This window comes from Microcoleus sp. AT8-A3 (genome assembly GCF_036705675.1).
GTDB lineage: Bacteria > Cyanobacteriota > Cyanobacteriia > Cyanobacteriales > Microcoleaceae > Microcoleus.
In genome coordinates, this window is record NZ_JAUBVD010000005.1 from 66,613 (window position 1) to 84,131 (window position 17,519).

The following is a 17,519-nucleotide window of genomic DNA, read 5'->3' on the forward strand; positions in this document are numbered from 1 at the left end:
AGACTCTAGTTAAATGTCCCAGATTCATCTGTGGAGTAAATCTAAAATCTAAAATCTAAAATCTAAAATCGACTGACCCGTCAAAAAACGGAAATAAGCCCCCGACTTAAGTCGGAGAGAACCAAAAATTTTAGATTTTAGACTCTAGTTCAATCTCCCAGATTCATCTGTGGAGTAAATCTAAAATCTAAAATCTAAAATCTAAAATCGACTGACCCGTCAACAAACGGAGATAAGCCCCCGACTTAATTCGTGGAGAACCAAAAATTTTAGATTTTAGACTCTAGTTAAATGTCCCAGATTCATCTGTGGAGTAAATCTAAAATCTAAAATCTAAAATCTAAAATCGACTGACTAGGTTTTAGGGTTGGCAGGGGCGGAGGTTGCAGTCGAATGCCAAGCTGCGGTATGTTGAGTGCGATCGCACAAGAATTCAACAAAAGTCCTTACGCTTTCACTCCTACCTACTTTCCCTCAAAACCAGCCCTCAACCACCACGCAAGCGGAGTTATCAGTTCGTAGTGTTAAGTTGTGTGTTAAGAAATTAGTACGGTGTCAATGAATTTATTCGCGCTCGTTCAAAGGAAGAGTTGTAAGTGTTGAATTTTGAGTATTGATTTCGCAATTGTCAACTCAAATCTCAATATTGCTAACTCGATAAAAGCCTCCTTATTTCTATCTCTCAGATTTATCTGCTGAGCATAACTCATAACTCTGTACGGGCGGGTTTAACTACTTTATCTGTAACAGTTAACAGTGAACAGTCAATAGTTAACAGTTAACAGTGAACGGTCAACAGTTAACTTTCTTTCCACCCTGCACCAACTCACAGCTAATAACTCTTCAAGCTACTACTAATTACAGTCTAAGTCAGAGGCACTATGAGTGCGTAAGTGTCTCTAACTTGCTGCCAGTTTTTTGAGGAAATTGAATGACAAAGCAGATAGTTATAGCAGAGCAGCATCGCATTGCTGCCGTATTTTCAGAAGATCAAATCCAAGAACTTGTGGTAGCCACAGGCAGCCACCAAGTCAGTGACATTTACTTGGGAATTGTTGAAAATGTACTCCCTGGGATAGATGCGGCCTTCGTCAATATTGGCGACCCAGAACGTAACGGGTTTATGCACGTCACAGACCTCGGCCCGCTGCGCCTTAAACGCTCGGCAGGAGCAATTACAGAACTCCTGACCCCCCAGCAGAAAGTGGTGGTACAGGTAATGAAAGAACCGACGGGCAGCAAAGGCCCCCGGCTAACAGGCAACATTACCCTGCCCGGCCGCTATTTGGTACTGATGCCCTACGGCAGGGGAGTCAATCTCTCGCGGCGGATCAAGTCGGAAGCCGAGCGCAACCGCCTCAGAGCCCTGGCTATTTTGGTGAAACCGGCCGGGATGGGGCTGCTGGTACGCACTGAAGCTGAAGGGATGACTGAAGAAGCCATCATGGAAGATTTGGAAGTGCTCCAAAAACAGTGGGAAGCTGTTCAACTCGAAGGCGGTACTTCGCGGGCGCCGGCACTGCTCAACCGGGATGACGATTTTATCCAGCGGGTGCTGCGGGATATGTTCAGCGGTGACGTGAATCGGATTGTGGTGGACTCGCAAAATGGAATTAAGCGGGTGAAGCAGCAGTTGATGAGCTGGAACGGTGGTAAACTTCCTGCGGGAGTTTTGATCGACCACCACCGAGAGCGCGCCTCGATTTTAGAATTTTTCCGGGTTAACGCTGCGATTCGAGAAGCCCTCAGACCAAGGGTTGATTTGCCTTCGGGTGGTTATGTGATTATCGAGCCGACTGAGGCGCTGACGGTGATTGATGTCAACTCTGGCTCGTTTACTCGATCGGCCACGGCTAGGGAAACGGTACTCTGGACAAATTGCGAAGCAGCCACGGAAATTGCTAGACAACTGCGGTTACGCAATATTGCCGGGGTGATTATTGTTGACTTTATTGACATGGAATCCCGCCGCGATCAGTTGCAGGTGCTGGAACATTTCAATAAAGCTCTCAAAGCTGACAAAGCTCGACCGCAAATCGCTCAACTGTCGGAATTGGGGCTGGTAGAACTGACTCGCAAGCGCCAAGGTCAAAATATTTACGAGTTGTTCGGCCACAGTTGCCCTACTTGCAGCGGGTTGGGTCATCTGGTGCACTTGCCGGGGGAAGAAGACTTCGCCGCAGCGGTGCGGGAATCGGGCGATCGCACTGTTGCTACGTCGAACCGCGTTTTGTTGAATTTGCCAGAAGGATTGGAACGTCGCAGCTTGACGCCTGTGGCGGCTGCAACTTCTGCCCCGGTGCGGGAAGAACGCCCCCCCGAACCTGCTAGGGCTGCTTGGGAGCCTCAAAGCGAAAGTTTGGATTTTGAGAGCGGCAGCAACGCATCGCCTTTGGACTTGCTCAACCATCCCAGCTATCAGGATTTGGGGAACGGAACTAGACGGCGCCGCCGCCGCCGGATTGGCGAAGAGCCTTTTGCTCTCCCGGCGGAGGAGGAACCGGTACGTAGCAAGTTGCGACTGCCGAATACTTCGAGCGCGCCCGTTGCGGATACGCGCTCTGAGTATCTGGCACCCCCCGGCATCCGGGCGGCTTCGGAGGGCTTCGGGCTGGTGAATATGGCTACTGTTGGCAGGCGCGAGGATTTCGAGCGTGTGCGTCCGGCTAAGTCTGAGTTGATGAAGCCGATGGTGGAGCCTCCGGAGGTGATTTCGGTGGAAATGACGGCGGAGGAGCAGGATGTTTATGCTCTGATGGGGGTTTCTCCTTTGGTGCTTACTGATCGCAGTGTCAAAAATCCTAAGAATGCGATCGTTTCGGTGACTCTCCCCGGAGCGGCCCCGAACAAGCCGCCTTTCGAGCAGCTCGAATTTGAATTTGAAGCGACGACGCCTCCCCAGAATGTTGAGGATGAGGAACGGGATTATTATCCAGAAAGGTCGGTAGTTGAGCCTGTTTTTTCTGAGGCCGATGATGATGATGATGATGATGATGATGTCCAAATTTATGGCGAGAGTTTGATCGACGAAACTGATGATTTTGATCGGATGGAGGAACCCAGTGATGTGATGGACGAATCCCAGGAGCCGATCTCACTCAATGAGCCGATCTCACTCAATGAGCCGATCTCACTCAATGAGCCGATCTCACTCAATGAGCCGCTCCAATCCCCTGAGCCGCTCCAATCCCCTGAGCCGATCGAATCAAGCGAACCCGAGGAGCCTGCTATCAACCGTCGCCGGCGCCGTCGCTCATCTGCCCTTGTGGATGAATAGTTATGAAAGAAGAGGGAAGAGAGAAGAGGAAAGAAAGAAGAGGGAAGAAGGAAGAAGTTGAAATTTTTACTCTCTTCCCATCTTTCCATCTTCCCCTTTCCCCCTCTCCCTCGAATGCTCTGGTAATTGCGGGTGTGGATGAAGTCGGACGAGGCGCTTTGTTCGGGCCGGTGGTGGCTGCAGCCTGCATTTTGCCCGACGAAGTTCTCGATGAATTAGCAAGTTCCGGGGTTCGCGACAGCAAGCAGTTGAGTGCCACAGCCCGGAGTCGGTTAGCTGTGAAAATCCGGGCTGTGGCGGTTGACTGTCAAATTGGTGTGGCTTCGGTGCGGGAGATCGATCGCCTCAATATTTTGCAGGCTTCTTTGTTGGCGATGAAACGGGCGATTTTGAAGTTGAAGGTGACGCCGGATTTGTGTTTGGTTGACGGGAATCAAAGGATTCCCAATTTGGCGATCGAGCAAGAGACGATGATTAAAGGTGATGCGCGATCGATTCAGATTGCTGCAGCTAGTATTGTGGCGAAAGTTTGGCGCGATGAATTAATAATACGTTTGGCTGTTAAGTATCCTGAATATGACTTGACAAATAACAAAGGATATGGAACAGCTAAACATAAATTGGCTTTGGAACGCTGCGGTGTATCTGTCTTTCACCGATTATCATTTAGCCCTTGTCAAAAATAGTTAGTTGTATCTGAAATGTTGCACCAATGTCAATAAGCTTTTATGAACAGGCTTTTCGGCCTGTTCCACAAAGAGTGAATTTCCTTGTGGAACAGGCCGAAAAGCCTGTTAAGCGAGAATGGTGCAATATCTCAGTTGGATCTCACATCTTGCACCATTCTCAACTAGCCCTTGCATTTTGTCCCAAAAGGTGAAAGAAAGGGCGTAAAAACAATCAGGTAGGTCAATGTTAACCATTCGTGAACGAACCTGACTGTCAACGGATTACCGTTAGACCGCAGGCTTCTTTTTCCTTTTTTGCAAAGGCTTTTTATAGTGAGGTAGTTCCACCCCCACTTGCTAATATAGTACCAGAGTATTTCCAGGTTATCAAGAGGTATAAAAGAATAATTGTCGCTTTGGGTACCTACACCCGACGAGCCTTTCATCACGCGGGCGTAATTCCCAACGGGGTAAGGGGCGCAGCGCTCAGATTAATCCCCTCTAAATATACGTCCGGGACTTCCCGGCTGGTAGTTAAACAGTAAGTACCAGTATTATTAGTCGCTTTCTCAATCATTACCAATGGTAAGTGCGGGCAGTAATTCGAGTTGAGATCAAAGCCAGGGTTTTAGTAATACAGAACATAAGCAAAACTTCTCTATTTAACTGGTTCCCAAGCTCTGCCTGGGAACCGATGTAAGCGAGGCTCTGCCTCGGCCCAGACTATGGAGGCTCTTCCTCCGGATATGCGTTACCAGGCTCTTCCTGGTAACGAGTATAATCATTTAGGATTGCTATAGTAATACAGAACATAAGCAAAACTTCTCTATTTAGGGTTCCATACCCACGGTACCTTACCGCTTTAGTCCGAGCCAGTTTTATGAGGACTTTAGTCCTCACTAGAAACCGCGACTCGTTATCTCGATACGATCGCCCCGATCGCACTTTAGGATTGTTTGATTGGTTGTTCGATCGGCAACTCTATGATAAACTCGGCTCCGTGACCGAGTGCAGACACGCAGCTAAGTTTGCCACCGTGTTCTTGGACAACTTTGTAGGAAATGGACAGGCCTAAACCGGTGCCTTTGTCGGCGGGTTTGGTGGTAAAAAAAGCCTCGAATAACTGCTGGGAAACTTCTTCTGGCATACCGGGGCCGTTGTCAGAAATCCTAATTACAGCATTAGAGTTTTGGACTTCTGTCCTAATTTTAATCTTGCTGCGGTTAGCTTTGACTTCAGCAACTGAACGCCCTTCGTTGTATTCCTCGATCGCGTCGATCGCATTTCCGATCAAATTCATAAATACCTGATTGATTTTCCCAGCATAACACTCAACCAAAGGCAAATTTCCATAGTCCTTAATTACCGCAATTTCGGGATAGTTACCTCTGGCTTTCAGGCGACTTTGCAGAATCAGCAACGTTCCTTCAATGCCTTCGTGCAGGTTAACTTTGCTCATTTGAGAATCATCTTTGCGGGAGAAATTTCTGAGCGATCGCACGATTTCCCGAATGCGATCGGCCCCAACCTGCATCGAAGACATTGCTTTCGGCAAATCTTCTAACAGAAAGTCTAATTCGATATCCTTAATTTGAGCTTGAATTGCTGCCGGCGGCTGCGGGCAGTGCTTCTGGTACATATCGAGCAAATTCAGCAAATCTTCGGTGTAGTGGCCCACGTGGACGAGATTGCCGCAGACGCTGCTAACAGGATTGTTAATTTCGTGAGCAACACCGGCTACCATTTGACCGAGAGTAGACATTTTCTCAGTGTGAATCAGTTGAGCTTGAGTTTGCTGCAATTCGTGCAAAGTATTTTCGAGTTGAAGTTTTTGTTGGGTTAACTCTGTTTGCGATCGCCGCAAAGCTTCTTCACTGCGTTTCTGCTCGGAAATATCAGTAATTAACCCTTCTAAAGCTATCAATTCTCCCGAGTCGGAAAACACTCCCAAACCTTGCTCCCAAACCCATTTTAATTCGCCATTTTTAGAAGTAATTCGGTAATTTAGCTGATAGGGTCGATTTTCTTGTAAAGCAACTTGCACGGCATTCCACAAATTCTCGCGATCGTCTGGGTGAGTCAATTCCGATATAGAAACTTGCCGAGTGCCGATAAATTCTTCAGGAGAATAGCCGGCTAACTGATAGCAACCTTCGCTGACAAACTCCATACTGCGATCGGCATCGTTGCGAAAACGGTAGGCCATTCCCGGCAAATTGCTCATCAGCGTCGCCAAGGCCCGCTGGCTTTCCCGTAGGGCTTCTTCGGCGTGTTTGCGATCGGTAATATCCGTCATCACCGCCAGCATACAGAGTTCGCCGTCCAAATTAATCAACTCTGCTGACAGCAAACACACCACCACCGATCCCGACTTCATCCTAAACTCACATTCCTGATTGCGAACAACACCTTGTTCGTGTAAAATTTGCCTAAAATTCACTCGATCTTCCGGTCTTACCCAAATATTTAACCCCGGTACTGTATTCCAGGTCGTTTCTTCTAAATCATAACCAGTCATCAACAAAAAACTATCATTAACTTCAATAAAACGACCCTCAGCAAAAGTAGTAATAATCATCGGATCTGGGCTTGAGCGAAAAGCCTTAGAAAACTTTTCTTCCGATAAACTCAACTTTTTAATAGCCTCTTCCAACTGACTTGTCCGCTCTTTAACCCGGCATTCCAATACCTCATTAGCCTGCTTCAATGCTTCCTCAGCCTGCACCCGATAAGTGATATCGCGCACCACGCCTTGCAGCCCAATTTTGCCGCCGATATCCATAGAAGTTAGCAGCACTTCCGCCGGAAACTCAGAACCATCCAAACGACGGTGTCGCCAGTCAAAACGGCAATTTCCCGATCGCAAAGCCGTATTAATTCGCTCTTGAGAAAGACTCATAGAATCTTGTCCGTCCGGTTGCAACGGCGGGCTGAACTCCGAAGGATGCTTGCCGCAAAACTCCGACTCAGTGCTGCATCCAAATAACTTTAAAGTAGCCGGATTGCAATCCAAAAAACCCTCTTCGTCTAGCAGCATTACCGCATCAGTCGTCGATTCGTACAAAGTGCGAAACTTTTTTTCCGACGCCTGCAAAGAAGCAATCAACTGCATCTTTTCCTCAGCCGCCCGCTTTTGCTCAGTAATATCCTGCATTACTTGAGAAAAGCCCTGCAACTTTCCCCTTTCATCGCGCAAAGGAGTAACAATAATATTCGCCCAAAATCGCGATCCGTCTTTGCGAAGCCGCCAGCCTTCATTTTCGTATCTACCTTCGGCCACAGCCCGGATTAATTTTTCTTTGTGCTTGCCGATTTCAATATCATCTTTAGTGAAAAAACACTCCGAATTATTGCCAACTATTTCATGAGATATGTATCCCAAAATGCGTTCTGCACCAGAATTCCAGCTAGCTACATACCCATCTGGATCTAACATAAATATAGCGTAATCCTTAACCCCTTCTATTATTAAGCGCAGGCGTTCTTCGCTTTCTCGAAGTGCAGATTCTGCTTGCTTGCGCTGAGTGATATCTTCTACAAAACCTTCGTAGTAGAGCAATTTCCCTGATTCATCGCAGACAGCCCGCGCATTTTCAGCGATCCAAATTATTGTTCCATCTCGGCGATAAATTTGCGACTCAAAATCTGATACGATGCCCTTTTCTTGCAAAGCACAAACAAACTGATCGCGGCGATCGGGATTGACGTAAAGCTGATCGCTAATATCAGTCAGACAGCCCATTAATTCTTCAGCAGAATTATATCCGTAGATGCGAGCCAAAGCTGGGTTAGCGCTGATGTAGCGACCGGATTGGGTTGTTTGAAAAATACCCGACACAGCATTTTCAAACATACTATAATATTTTGCTTCCATTTGGTGCAGTGCCTCCGCGACATTCAGGCATTCTATTGCTTTATTTCCTAATTTTTGATTTCCCACTTTTGAATACCCTGCTCTTGTGTGTGAGTTGAATATTTTTGCTCTACCGCCTGTTAAAATTTAGCCGTTAGTTAGGCTGAAAGATGGTGTGTCGCAACCGGAGACGAGTGTGTTTATTCATCTGTCCTACTGGGCGGTTAGTTGTTAGTGATTGCTGAAATTTTAGTCGATCGGGTATTTATTTGAGGCTTGACTGGCTGTCACGATCGCATTGGCACATCGATCGGCCTGCGGTGCAGGTGTTCGAGCAAAACCCGCTCCTTGAAATCTCCTTGAATATATTAGCAGTTGAATACCCTGAAATAAGTTAGTAGCAAGGATGTTGTTACAATAAAAGGCCGCGACTTCTACAACCGCAAGAGTCTATTTTTAGGATTTGGGTGAGAGTACGATCGACTCTTACCCGAAGCAACTAACCCACTTGCAAGAGCTAAACGCTCGCTGTCCTTGCTGTCACTCGATTGGAGATTTGAGATTTTAGATTGAAGTTGACTCCACAGATGAATCTGAGGTTCTCCTAATGTCTAAAATTTTTTGCTCTCCACAACTCCTGTCGGAAACTTTTATCGCTCTTTGGGTGCCCTGAGTTACTGTTAAGTATTATTGCTGATAGATCATACAGCAGACTACTGGCAGTTGGGAGCATCTCATATTTGTAAAAACACTTCTTCTGGCTCCTTCCTTCTTCCTCTTCCCTCTTCCCTCCTGCCTCCTGCCTCAAAACTCCTGCCTCCTGTCTCAAAACTCCAATTTCTAGCTTGCCTGCTTTCATTGAGATGCTCCCTGGCAGTTTTACGATTTGGGGTTTCTATGTAAAGTTGGCACAACAATAGGGTAATTGTTGTATCAAAAAATTCATATTCTGCTACTGCGGGCGGAAAAATTCTGTAGCGGTGCTGGCATTTGGGCAAAAATCTGGGCCCGATCGCGCAAAATGTGGTCGGCAAGTCTGGTAAAATCCCGATCGATTCTCAGTTTGGCCACAAAGCTCGATCGAGCTAAATTTGACTAGAAACTAATATTAATGACAGATTCTCCTCTACTAGCAACGCCAGAGTTATCCCCTGCTTCAACCCAGACGCCGGATTCTCCTGTGTGGCCAGCCCTCCTGCAACAACTATTAGACAGACAATCTCTCTCACGCGCCCAAGCAGCCGACTTGATGCAGGGATGGCTAGCCGAAGCTATTCCCCCCGTCCTCTCAGGAGCCATTTTAGCGGCCATCCAAGCCAAAGGCATCTGGGCCCCAGAATTGGCAGGAATGGCTCAGGTATTGCATTCTCAGTCGCTTGCAGGCGAGTCGGAGAGCGTTTTCAATCCCAAATCCTCAATCTCCAATCTCAAATTAATTGATACTTGTGGCACAGGCGGCGACGGCGCTTCCACGTTTAACATTTCCACTGCTGTAGCTTTTGTGGCCGCCGCGGGCAAAGTTCGAGTCGCGAAACACGGAAATCGCTCCGCATCGAGCAAAGTGGGTTCTGCTGACGTGTTGGAAGCACTGGGAGTCAACCTCAACGCCGATCCCGCGAAGGTAAAAGCTGCGGTAGACTCTGTGGGCATCACCTTTTTATTTGCGCCTGGGTGGCATCCCGCACTTAAGGCTGTAGCGCCGATCCGGCGCACTTTGAAGGTGCGGACTATTTTTAACCTTTTAGGGCCCCTTGTCAATCCTATGCGCCCTACAGGGCAGGTAATCGGGGTGTTCGATCCTAGTCTGATATCAACTATTGCTCAAGCTTTGGGCGAGTTGGGGACTGAGTTAGCTGTAGTCGTTCACGGCAGAGAAAAATTGGACGAGGCGGGTTTGGGTGATGTGACTGATTTGGCGGTTTTGTCGGATGGCAAAGTGGAACTCACTACTTTAGACCCGGAAAAGGTAGGATTGACACCAAGTGCGATCGGCTCCTTAAAAGGCGGAAATGTTGAGGAAAACGCCGAGATTTTGCGGAACGTTTTACAAGGCAAAGGTACGCCCGCACAAATGGATGTTGTAGCTTTGAATGCGTCTTTGGCTTTTCAGGTGGGAGGCGCAATTCCTATGGGCTCTCACGCAGCAGGAGTTTCTATGGCTAAGGACATTTTATTGAGCGGTGAATCTTGGTTGAAGTTGCAGCAGTTAATTGAGTTTTTGAAATGAAGTCAGTTGTCAGTTGGGAGTTGGGATTTGGGAGTTGGCAGTTGACAGTTGTTATATCATGTTCTGTCGATTGACCGTGATTCCTGTATGGGCGGGTTCACCAGCAATAGTCGCCAAAAACCGACAATCTCAAAAACCCGCTTCGACTATGTATGATGCGCGATCGATCGGACATGATATTAGTTGTTAGTTGACCCGAAAGCAGTTGGTAGTTGTTAGGAAAGCAGTTGCTATAAATAACCAGTAATCAATAACAAATAACAACTAACAAATAACAACTAAGGAATGAGAATTAAATAACTTTCACTCTTGAAAGTGGGATGGGCGTCCCGCCCGTCATGAGTGGACGGGCGGGACGCCCATCCCACAATAACAATTAAAATTGTAAGTTATTTAATTCGCGATCCTAACTGCTGACTTCTGTTTAAGACCGCGATCGAAATTCAATGACATCTTGCTTAATAGTCACATCTTTATTACCAAAAAAGTCGTGACCCAACAGTCCGATATCTAGGGATGGCGAGATGGCAACAACTACATTGTTAACCGCTAGACCACCTGCTTCCATAGAACTCAGGCGACCGAGGGGAAAAGTAGCCACTCCGTTGGGAGTTTGTGCTTGCACTGTTCCCTGGAGAACAACGCCCAAGGCTTTAGCCATTGCTGGTGTAATTACTGTGCCACTAGCTCCAGAATCTACCATCATCTCGAACTTTTGTTTGCCGTTAAACGTGACTTCTATGACCGGGATATTAGCTGCTCGGCGTTTGATTTTTGCCTGAAACACTCCCGACTTTGCCGCCGCCGAAGTGGTGGGCGTCAATGCTTCGGGGAGAAAACCGCAGACTGATTGGCTGAGGTTGAGGGTTCGCCCTGACGAGCTCCGCATGAAGCATCCCTCACTTTCTTGAGCCACGGCTGGCGAGGAGTTGGCAACACTTCCTAGTAAAATTGAACTGCTTAGAGAAATAACCCCTGCTAAAACCAGTAAAGGTGGGCGCAGGTTTTGAGGGATCGGTAGAGGCTTTTTTGAGTTTGAGAGTAAAGGCAAGGGAGATTTGCTGGCCATAGTTTGATTAAACGCTTTAGCTCGATCGTAACAGCGACAACTGCCTTTTGGTATAGATATAGAATTTCCGCCCGCCTCCTAAGCTGCTGGCAGATAAATTGCTGGCGCAGGGGGAGATGAAGAATTTGCACTTAGGATCGCGAATTAAATAACTTACAATTTTAATTGTTAAGCTGTTGTGCATTTAAATAGAATGTCAAAAAACAATCTAATTCTTGTGGGGTGGGCCGTCTAGCCCGCCCTGAATATGCAATTTAAATGCGTGACAGCTTATTGTGGGATGGGCGTCCCGCCCGTCATGAGTGGACGGGCGGGACGCCCATCCCACTTTCAAGAGTGGAAGTTATTTAATTCTCATTCCTTATAGCCCTTGATAAGCGGGCCTAGGGCATAGGCCTCCGTGGGCATAGGGCATAGGCCTCCGTGGGCATAGGGCATACCTCACCAAGATTGAGAACGGCTGTATGGCTGCTTGTTGATTATCTCCGGCATAAGTGCCTTGGTTTTGCGAACCCTGGCACAAATTAAAATAATATCTGTACATTGCCGACTAGCATCAAATCCCTGGCAGTGGTAAGAATTAAACCAAACGAAAGTAATTAAGGATGCCATGTCACTTTCAACTGCACAACCCGCTCTCCTAGTCCTGGCTGACGGTACTGCTTACCGCGGCTGGTCGTTTGGCGCTGACGCCACCGTCGTTGGCGAGGTAGTATTTAATACTGGAATGACGGGCTACCAAGAAGTATTGACCGATCCCAGCTATTGCGGTCAAATTGTCACTTTTACTTATCCAGAATTGGGCAATACCGGGGTAAATCTTGAAGACGAAGAATCCTCGCGCCCGCAAATTCGGGGTGCGATCGCCCGGAACGTATGCAGCCGCCCCAGCAACTGGCGCTGCTCACAATCTCTGCAAGACTATCTGAAACAGTACGATATCCCCGGAATTTACGGGATCGACACCCGCGCCCTCACTCGCAAAATTCGCACGGTGGGAGCGATCAACGGTGGCATTTCGACCACGATTCTCGACCAGGCAGAGCTTTTGGAACTCGTGCAAGATGCCCCCAGCATGGACGGGCTGAATCTGGTCCAGGAAGTCACCACCCGCAAGGTTTACGAGTGGTCTGAAGCCACGGACTCGGTTTGGGAGTTCAGTCCTACAGTCAAACCTGAAGAAGGCCAAATGTGGACGGTGGTAGCGCTAGACTTTGGGATCAAGCGCAACATCCTGCGGCGTCTGGCGAGTTACGGGTGTCGGGTCATCGTTGTCCCCGCTGACACGTCGCCGGAGGAAATCCTCAAATACAACCCGGACGGCATTTTTCTGTCCAACGGCCCCGGAGATCCGGCGGCGGTAACGGAAGGGATCGCGACTGCGAAAGCTTTGTTAAAGTCGGACAAACCCGTATTCGGCATCTGCATGGGACACCAAATTTTGGGACTTTCCTTGGGTGCAGAAACTTTTAAACTTAAGTTCGGCCATCGGGGATTGAATCATCCAGCGGGTTTAACTCAGCAAGTAGAAATTACTAGCCAAAATCATGGTTTTGCGATCGACCCCGATTCCCTAGCCCCCGAAGTAGAGATTACTCATCTCAATTTGAACGATCGCACCGTAGCCGGATTGAAGCATAAAACTCTGCCGCTGTTTTCAGTGCAATACCACCCCGAAGCCAGTCCGGGCCCGCACGACGCCGACTATTTATTCGATCGATTCGTGCAGTCAATGCGAGACAATCAGAAAGTAGCCAGCAGTAAGTAGTCAGCAGTCAGCAGTCAGCAGTCATTAGTCAGTAGTCATCAGAGGCTGTTTGTGTCGATCGCTTCTGACTAATGACTCATGACTAATGACTCATGACTAAAAAACTGTAGACAAAAGACCAAAAAACTCCTATAATGAAGCCTCGACTTTAAGCCATATCTAGCTAGGAGGGTGTCATTCCTGAGTCATTGACCCTGACCGTTAGCCTCAGAGGCACTCGCGAAGTCAAGAATAACTATCAGTTATTTCGCTTGACGGGCCTGCTGGACGCTTTTTCTGAGGCAACTTTTCGGAAGGTAATAAGCAAATGTATTGACGAGGGCCCAAAACACGTAATTTTGGACTTGTCTCAGATAGATTTTGTGGATAGTTCAGGCTTGGGCGCACTTGTGCAACTTGTCAAAAAAGCCCAAACCTTGGAAGGGACATTGCAAATTGTCTCAAATCCCCGCGTAACTCAGACTGTTAAACTGGTTCGCTTAGAGAAATTTCTGTCTTTGCAGCCTTCGGTTGATGAGGCGGTAAAAAACGTCAAGGATGCTTGACGCCAAAGTGAATTAAATTAGCTATCCGGTTCTCAACGCTGGATAGCAAATTTTTATTTTTGTCGTGGTAAAACAATACCGATTTTCCCAGAAGCTGCGACACGCACCAGCCGCTATTTCCCCGATGCTTAGAGTTTCGGTGGAGGGGCAGTAAAATATGTGTGGCAAACACGCGGAAAAATGGTACAAAAATTAGAGCATCCCGATTTGGTAAAAAGCCTTTTTTAGGAGTGCGATCGTCGCGCCAAGCTTTGCCTATATATCTCGCTTCGTGCTCTGAGAGCGAACAGTCCTGTAAAAGCTATAATTGCGGAAGTGACGAAAGACGAAATAAGTAAGTAACTAGAAAAACCAAGCTGTGCGGAAGTTTTATTTAAAAAAGTATGTCGCCGATCGCAGATGACGGACTCAAACTGAGTCTGACGGATATCAGTTTAAATCGAGTGCATCCTGCGAGGGCTACACCAGCAGAAATAGAAAGAATTTCGCCCGCAGCCTGGGCATATTTGGGAGATGCAGTGTACGAACTCTACATTCGGAGTTCGTACTTAGTCCCGCCCAGAAGATTGCAAGCTTATCACGAATTGGTGGTGGGGCAAGTACGAGCCGAAACTCAAGCGCGTCACTTGCGATCGCTCTCTCCTTACTTGAACAGTACAGAATTAGCAATTGTCAAGCGCGGCCGCAATGCTGCAGCGGGCCGTTCTAAGCGAGCAGATCCAGAGATATACCAACAAGCCAGCAGCTTAGAAACTTTGATCGGATATTTGTACCTCACCGATCCCGAAAGATTGACCGAGATTCTGGCACTTTTAGAACTTGAGACTTAAAGGATTTAGCAGTTAAGAGTTGGGAATGGGGAGGGAGTAATTAACCATCCTGGCACGGCTAACATAAAACCGCAAAAATCTCGATCGGCAAAACAAGATTTATCAAAGAAATGGGTTTAAAACCCCGTCGTTCTAGGACGGCTTTAATTCCTTCTGAATTTTCCCGATCGTGTTAAAATAGTATGGCATACTAAAGTAGTAAAACAGCTAAAAATAATGAAAGCAAGGTTCCAATACAGATTCTATCCAACCGATAGACAACGCCAGAGTTTGGCTCAGTTGTTTGGTTGTGTAAGAGTTGTTTGGAACGATGCTTTGGCTGTTAGCAGATGTGGCAAATATCCTGGGTACAACACTCTATCCAAGTCTCTAACTATATCTAAAAAGACAGAAGAAAGGGCATGGTTGAACGATGTTTCGTCCGTGCCGCTGCAACAATCCCTCAAACAGTTAGAGGTTGCTTACAAAAACTATTTTGATTTCCTAAAAGGGAAGAGAAAAGGCAAGAAAGTGGGTCAACCCAAATTCAAAAAAAAGACTAACAGTCAGTCTGCAACTTTTGCTAAAACAGGTTTCTCTATCAAAGGTGAGTCCGTGGATCTGGCAAAAATTGGAAATGTTAGCCCTATTTGGTCTAGGGAGTTACCATCAGAGCCTAGCTCTGTAACTGTACTAAAGGACTGTGCTAATCGCTATTTCTTGAGCTTTGTAGTAGAAGTTAAGCCCGTTCAAATTGATGCTAAAAACCCAAGTGTCGGAATTGATTTAGGGATTAAAACTTTTGCTGTGATGAGTAATGGGGAGAAAGCTAAAAGTCCAGACTATAAAGTGTTAGATCGAAAAATTCGTAAACTCCAAAAAAAGCTAGCTCGGCAATCTAAAGACTCGAAACGCAGAAATAGAACTCGGATTCAGATAGCCAAACTGCACAATCAAATTGCAGACACCCGTAAAGATTTCTTGCACAAGCTGTCAACCAAAATTGTTAGTGAAAACCAAACTATCGTTTTAGAAGACTTGAATGTGTCTGGAATGGTCAAAAACCGCAAACTTGCTAGAGCTATTAGTCTTCAGGGATGGAGAGAATTCCGAACTTGGTGCGAGGCAAAGTCTGAGAAATTTGGTCGAGACTTTAGAGTAATTAGTCGCTGGGAGCCTACCAGTCAAATTTGCTCGGATTGCGGCTTTAAGTGGGGAAGACTGGATTTAAAAATCAGATCGGTTCAGTGTTTGAATTGTGGCACTGAACACGAACGCGATGAGAACGCTGCAAAAAATATAAACAAAGTCGGGATAGGGCATTGCCACGACTCTAAACGGACACAGAGACAGAGTAAGACGACTTCGGTTGCGTCAGTCAGTGAAGTGTCAAGAATCACCGCACTTTTAGGGCGGTGAGTATGTCAATAACTAGCTATTTGAACAGAGCAAAATCCTTGCTCCCTCGCTAGACTATCTCAAATCTCAAAGCCCAAAGATTGCTCCCTCAATCAAGAATCTCACATCTACAATCTACAATCGACTAGCCTTCAGCCAAAACCTTTTGACCACAAGAAACCAATGAGAAAATTTACCAAACCCAACTTTTCGCGATCGAATTCCGACAGCAAGCCATTCAAAAGCGAAGGCCGCCGTCAGGACTCACAACCATCCTCTCCCCGCTTTGAACGCAAGCCCCGTCCCGACACTCGCGGAGTAGACGCCCCTCAAAAGCGATCGACCTTCGCCCCACAATCGCGAGAAATGCCCGTGAGAGCAATTTTCAAACGGAGAGTCGATTCCGACAGCCAACCGGAAATTCGCAGAAATAATCATTTCAAAGACAGAGACAGCAGCCCGCAGGAATCCAGGGGCAATTATTACCAAGACAGAGACAGAGATAGCAGCCCCCAGCCGGCCCGCAACAATTTCCGAGACAGAGACAGAGATAGCAGCTCCCAGCCGGCCCGCAACAATTTCCGAGACAGAGACAGAGACAGCAGCCCCCAGCCGGCCCGCAACAATTTCCGAGACAGAGACAGAGACAGCAGCCCGCAGCCGGCCCGCAACAATTTCCGAGACAGAAACAGAGACAGCAGCCCGCAGGAATCCAGGGGCAATTATTACAAAGACAGAGACAAAGACAATAGCCCGCAGGAATTCCGGGGCAACCATTTCAGAGACAGAGACAAAGACAGAGACACTCGCCCTGTTGACACTGCCTCCAATACAGTCGTGCAACCAGACGCAGACACAGACGACATGATTTACGGCCGCCATGCGGTACAAGCAGCTTTAGAAACAAACCAAGTCCTCAACCGGATCTGGGTTGTGCCGCACCTGCGCTACGATCCCCGCTTTCATAGCTTGCTAACCGAAGCCAAAGCCAACGGCAGCATCATTGACGAAGTTGACGATTTGCGCCTCGACTACATCACGCGCAAAGCAAACCACCAAGGCGTAGCGGCTCAAGTATCAGCCTACGAATACCTGGATTTGAGCGAACTGATCGCAAAGGCTAAGTCGGCTTGCGAAGATCCAGTAATTGTGGTAGCAGAAGGACTCAACGACCCGCACAATCTAGGGGCGATTATTCGCACCGCAGAAGCATTGGGATCTCAGGGCATGGTGATTCCGCAGCGGCGGGCGGTTGGGATTACCTCAGCAGTGAGAAAAGTGGCAGCAGGGGCATTGGAAAGCCTGCCCGTGGCGAGGGTTGTCAATCTTAACCGGGCGCTGGAAGAACTCAAAGAGGCTGGATTCTGGATTTATGGCACTGCAGCAGGCGTCAGTCAATCTATAGAGACAGTCAAGTTCTCCGGGCCGACTGTTTTAGTGGTGGGTGGTGAGGCTGACGGTTTGAGCCTTTTGATACAGCGCGGATGTGACGGATTAGTTTCAATTCCTTTAAGGGGCCAGACTCCTAGCCTGAATGTCTCGGTAGCAACAGGGATGGCTTTATACGAAATTTACCGTCAGCGCGGGCCCAAAAAGTTTCACGTACACGGATCGTAAAGGTGGTTGAAAAAAAGAGCACAACAGAGTAGTTTATTGTCAATGCCGCCCAGCATGGAGTGGCACGACACCCGGAACAAGTAAGGATAGTCGATCGACTGTCGTTACTTGTTCCGGCGAAAGTAGAAGAAGCCTAGCCCCTAGGTTCAAACAGGAATTCGACACAAATCTATTTAGATATATTTAAATAGGTTTGGAGCGGTTCTTGGCAGCAGTCAGCCACGTGTAAATAACAAAAGCCTAGGCGTGTTCGCAGCACCCTGAAAACACCGTCAAATACATTAGAAG

The 17,519-nt window shown here is 47.5% G+C and carries 13 protein-coding genes; 10 read left to right on the forward strand and 3 right to left on the reverse strand.

From position 1 onward, the window contains the following. Positions 1 to 393: 393 nt before the first annotated feature. The 3 genes from QUB51_RS04660 (at position 394) to QUB51_RS04670 (ending at position 3,963) form a co-directional block, all read left to right on the forward strand. Positions 394 to 522, forward strand: coding sequence for a hypothetical protein (locus QUB51_RS04660; RefSeq protein WP_333058298.1), 129 nt, complete (start codon positions 394 to 396; stop codon positions 520 to 522). Positions 523 to 931: 409 nt separating this feature from the next. Then, a complete protein-coding gene (locus tag QUB51_RS04665) occupies positions 932 to 3,277 on the forward strand; it encodes an Rne/Rng family ribonuclease (RefSeq protein WP_333058297.1) in 2,346 nt (781 codons plus the stop codon). A gap of 2 nt (positions 3,278 to 3,279) precedes the next feature. Continuing rightward, on the forward strand, positions 3,280 to 3,963 hold the full coding sequence (locus QUB51_RS04670) for a ribonuclease HII (RefSeq protein ID WP_333207648.1): 684 nt from the start codon (positions 3,280 to 3,282) through the stop codon (positions 3,961 to 3,963). Positions 3,964 to 4,891: 928 nt separating this feature from the next. Here QUB51_RS04670 and QUB51_RS04675 read toward each other — a convergent pair. Both QUB51_RS04675 and QUB51_RS04680 read right to left on the reverse strand, forming a co-directional pair. Next, complete coding sequence (locus tag QUB51_RS04675) at positions 4,892 to 7,885, reverse strand: PAS domain S-box protein (protein ID WP_333058295.1); 2,994 nt, start codon at positions 7,883 to 7,885, stop codon at positions 4,892 to 4,894. A gap of 517 nt (positions 7,886 to 8,402) precedes the next feature. After that, positions 8,403 to 8,657, reverse strand: coding sequence for a hypothetical protein (locus QUB51_RS04680; RefSeq protein ID WP_333058294.1), 255 nt, complete (start codon positions 8,655 to 8,657; stop codon positions 8,403 to 8,405). Between the two features lie 66 nt (positions 8,658 to 8,723). On the opposite strand from QUB51_RS04680, the gene QUB51_RS04685 reads away from it, so the two are divergent. Both QUB51_RS04685 and trpD read left to right on the forward strand, forming a co-directional pair. Next, the gene (locus tag QUB51_RS04685) at positions 8,724 to 8,897 is read left to right on the forward strand and encodes a hypothetical protein (RefSeq protein WP_333058293.1); all 174 of its coding nucleotides are present in this window, start codon (positions 8,724 to 8,726) and stop codon (positions 8,895 to 8,897) included. Positions 8,898 to 8,909: 12 nt separating this feature from the next. After that, positions 8,910 to 10,025, forward strand: coding sequence for an anthranilate phosphoribosyltransferase (gene trpD / locus QUB51_RS04690; protein WP_333058292.1), 1,116 nt, complete (start codon positions 8,910 to 8,912; stop codon positions 10,023 to 10,025). Between the two features lie 424 nt (positions 10,026 to 10,449). Here the strand turns inward: trpD and QUB51_RS04695 are convergent, their stop codons facing one another. Then, positions 10,450 to 11,094 (reverse strand): retropepsin-like aspartic protease, encoded by a 645-nt coding sequence (locus QUB51_RS04695; RefSeq protein ID WP_333057153.1) that lies wholly within the window; start codon positions 11,092 to 11,094, stop codon positions 10,450 to 10,452. Between the two features lie 610 nt (positions 11,095 to 11,704). On the opposite strand from QUB51_RS04695, the gene carA reads away from it, so the two are divergent. From carA to rlmB, 5 genes are all read left to right on the forward strand, one after another. After that, positions 11,705 to 12,862, forward strand: a complete 1,158-nt coding sequence (gene carA, locus QUB51_RS04700) for a glutamine-hydrolyzing carbamoyl-phosphate synthase small subunit (protein ID WP_333233603.1) — start codon at positions 11,705 to 11,707, stop codon at positions 12,860 to 12,862. Between the two features lie 188 nt (positions 12,863 to 13,050). Then, positions 13,051 to 13,407 carry an STAS domain-containing protein gene (locus QUB51_RS04705; protein ID WP_333037230.1) on the forward strand — a complete coding sequence of 119 codons (357 nt, stop codon included), beginning with the start codon at positions 13,051 to 13,053 and terminating at the stop codon, positions 13,405 to 13,407. 383 nt (positions 13,408 to 13,790) lie between these two features. Further along, complete coding sequence (locus QUB51_RS04710) at positions 13,791 to 14,237, forward strand: ribonuclease III domain-containing protein (RefSeq protein WP_333057156.1); 447 nt, start codon at positions 13,791 to 13,793, stop codon at positions 14,235 to 14,237. A 216-nt stretch (positions 14,238 to 14,453) separates the two neighbouring features. Continuing rightward, entirely contained in the window at positions 14,454 to 15,635 is a 1,182-nt protein-coding gene (locus QUB51_RS04715) for a transposase (RefSeq protein ID WP_333057157.1), read from the forward strand. A gap of 162 nt (positions 15,636 to 15,797) precedes the next feature. Continuing rightward, complete coding sequence (gene rlmB / locus QUB51_RS04720; protein WP_333233604.1) at positions 15,798 to 17,231, forward strand: 23S rRNA (guanosine(2251)-2'-O)-methyltransferase RlmB; 1,434 nt, start codon at positions 15,798 to 15,800, stop codon at positions 17,229 to 17,231. The last annotated feature ends 288 nt before the right edge of the window (positions 17,232 to 17,519 follow it).

What these genes read in the sequence shown, in the direction of transcription:
- rlmB (WP_333233604.1), top strand. Translation starts at nt 15,798, where the DNA reads ATGAGAAAATTTACCAAACCCAACTTTTCGCGATCGAATTCCGACAGC.
- trpD (WP_333058292.1), top strand. Translation starts at nt 8,910, where the DNA reads ATGACAGATTCTCCTCTACTAGCAACGCCAGAGTTATCCCCTGCTTCA.
- QUB51_RS04695 (WP_333057153.1), bottom strand. Translation starts at nt 11,094, where the DNA reads ATGGCCAGCAAATCTCCCTTGCCTTTACTCTCAAACTCAAAAAAGCCT.
- QUB51_RS04680 (WP_333058294.1), bottom strand. Translation starts at nt 8,657, where the DNA reads ATGAAAGCAGGCAAGCTAGAAATTGGAGTTTTGAGACAGGAGGCAGGA.
- QUB51_RS04670 (WP_333207648.1), top strand. Translation starts at nt 3,280, where the DNA reads ATGAAAGAAGAGGGAAGAGAGAAGAGGAAAGAAAGAAGAGGGAAGAAG.
- QUB51_RS04715 (WP_333057157.1), top strand. Translation starts at nt 14,454, where the DNA reads ATGAAAGCAAGGTTCCAATACAGATTCTATCCAACCGATAGACAACGC.
- QUB51_RS04660 (WP_333058298.1), top strand. Translation starts at nt 394, where the DNA reads ATGCCAAGCTGCGGTATGTTGAGTGCGATCGCACAAGAATTCAACAAA.
- QUB51_RS04665 (WP_333058297.1), top strand. Translation starts at nt 932, where the DNA reads ATGACAAAGCAGATAGTTATAGCAGAGCAGCATCGCATTGCTGCCGTA.
- QUB51_RS04710 (WP_333057156.1), top strand. Translation starts at nt 13,791, where the DNA reads ATGTCGCCGATCGCAGATGACGGACTCAAACTGAGTCTGACGGATATC.
- carA (WP_333233603.1), top strand. Translation starts at nt 11,705, where the DNA reads ATGTCACTTTCAACTGCACAACCCGCTCTCCTAGTCCTGGCTGACGGT.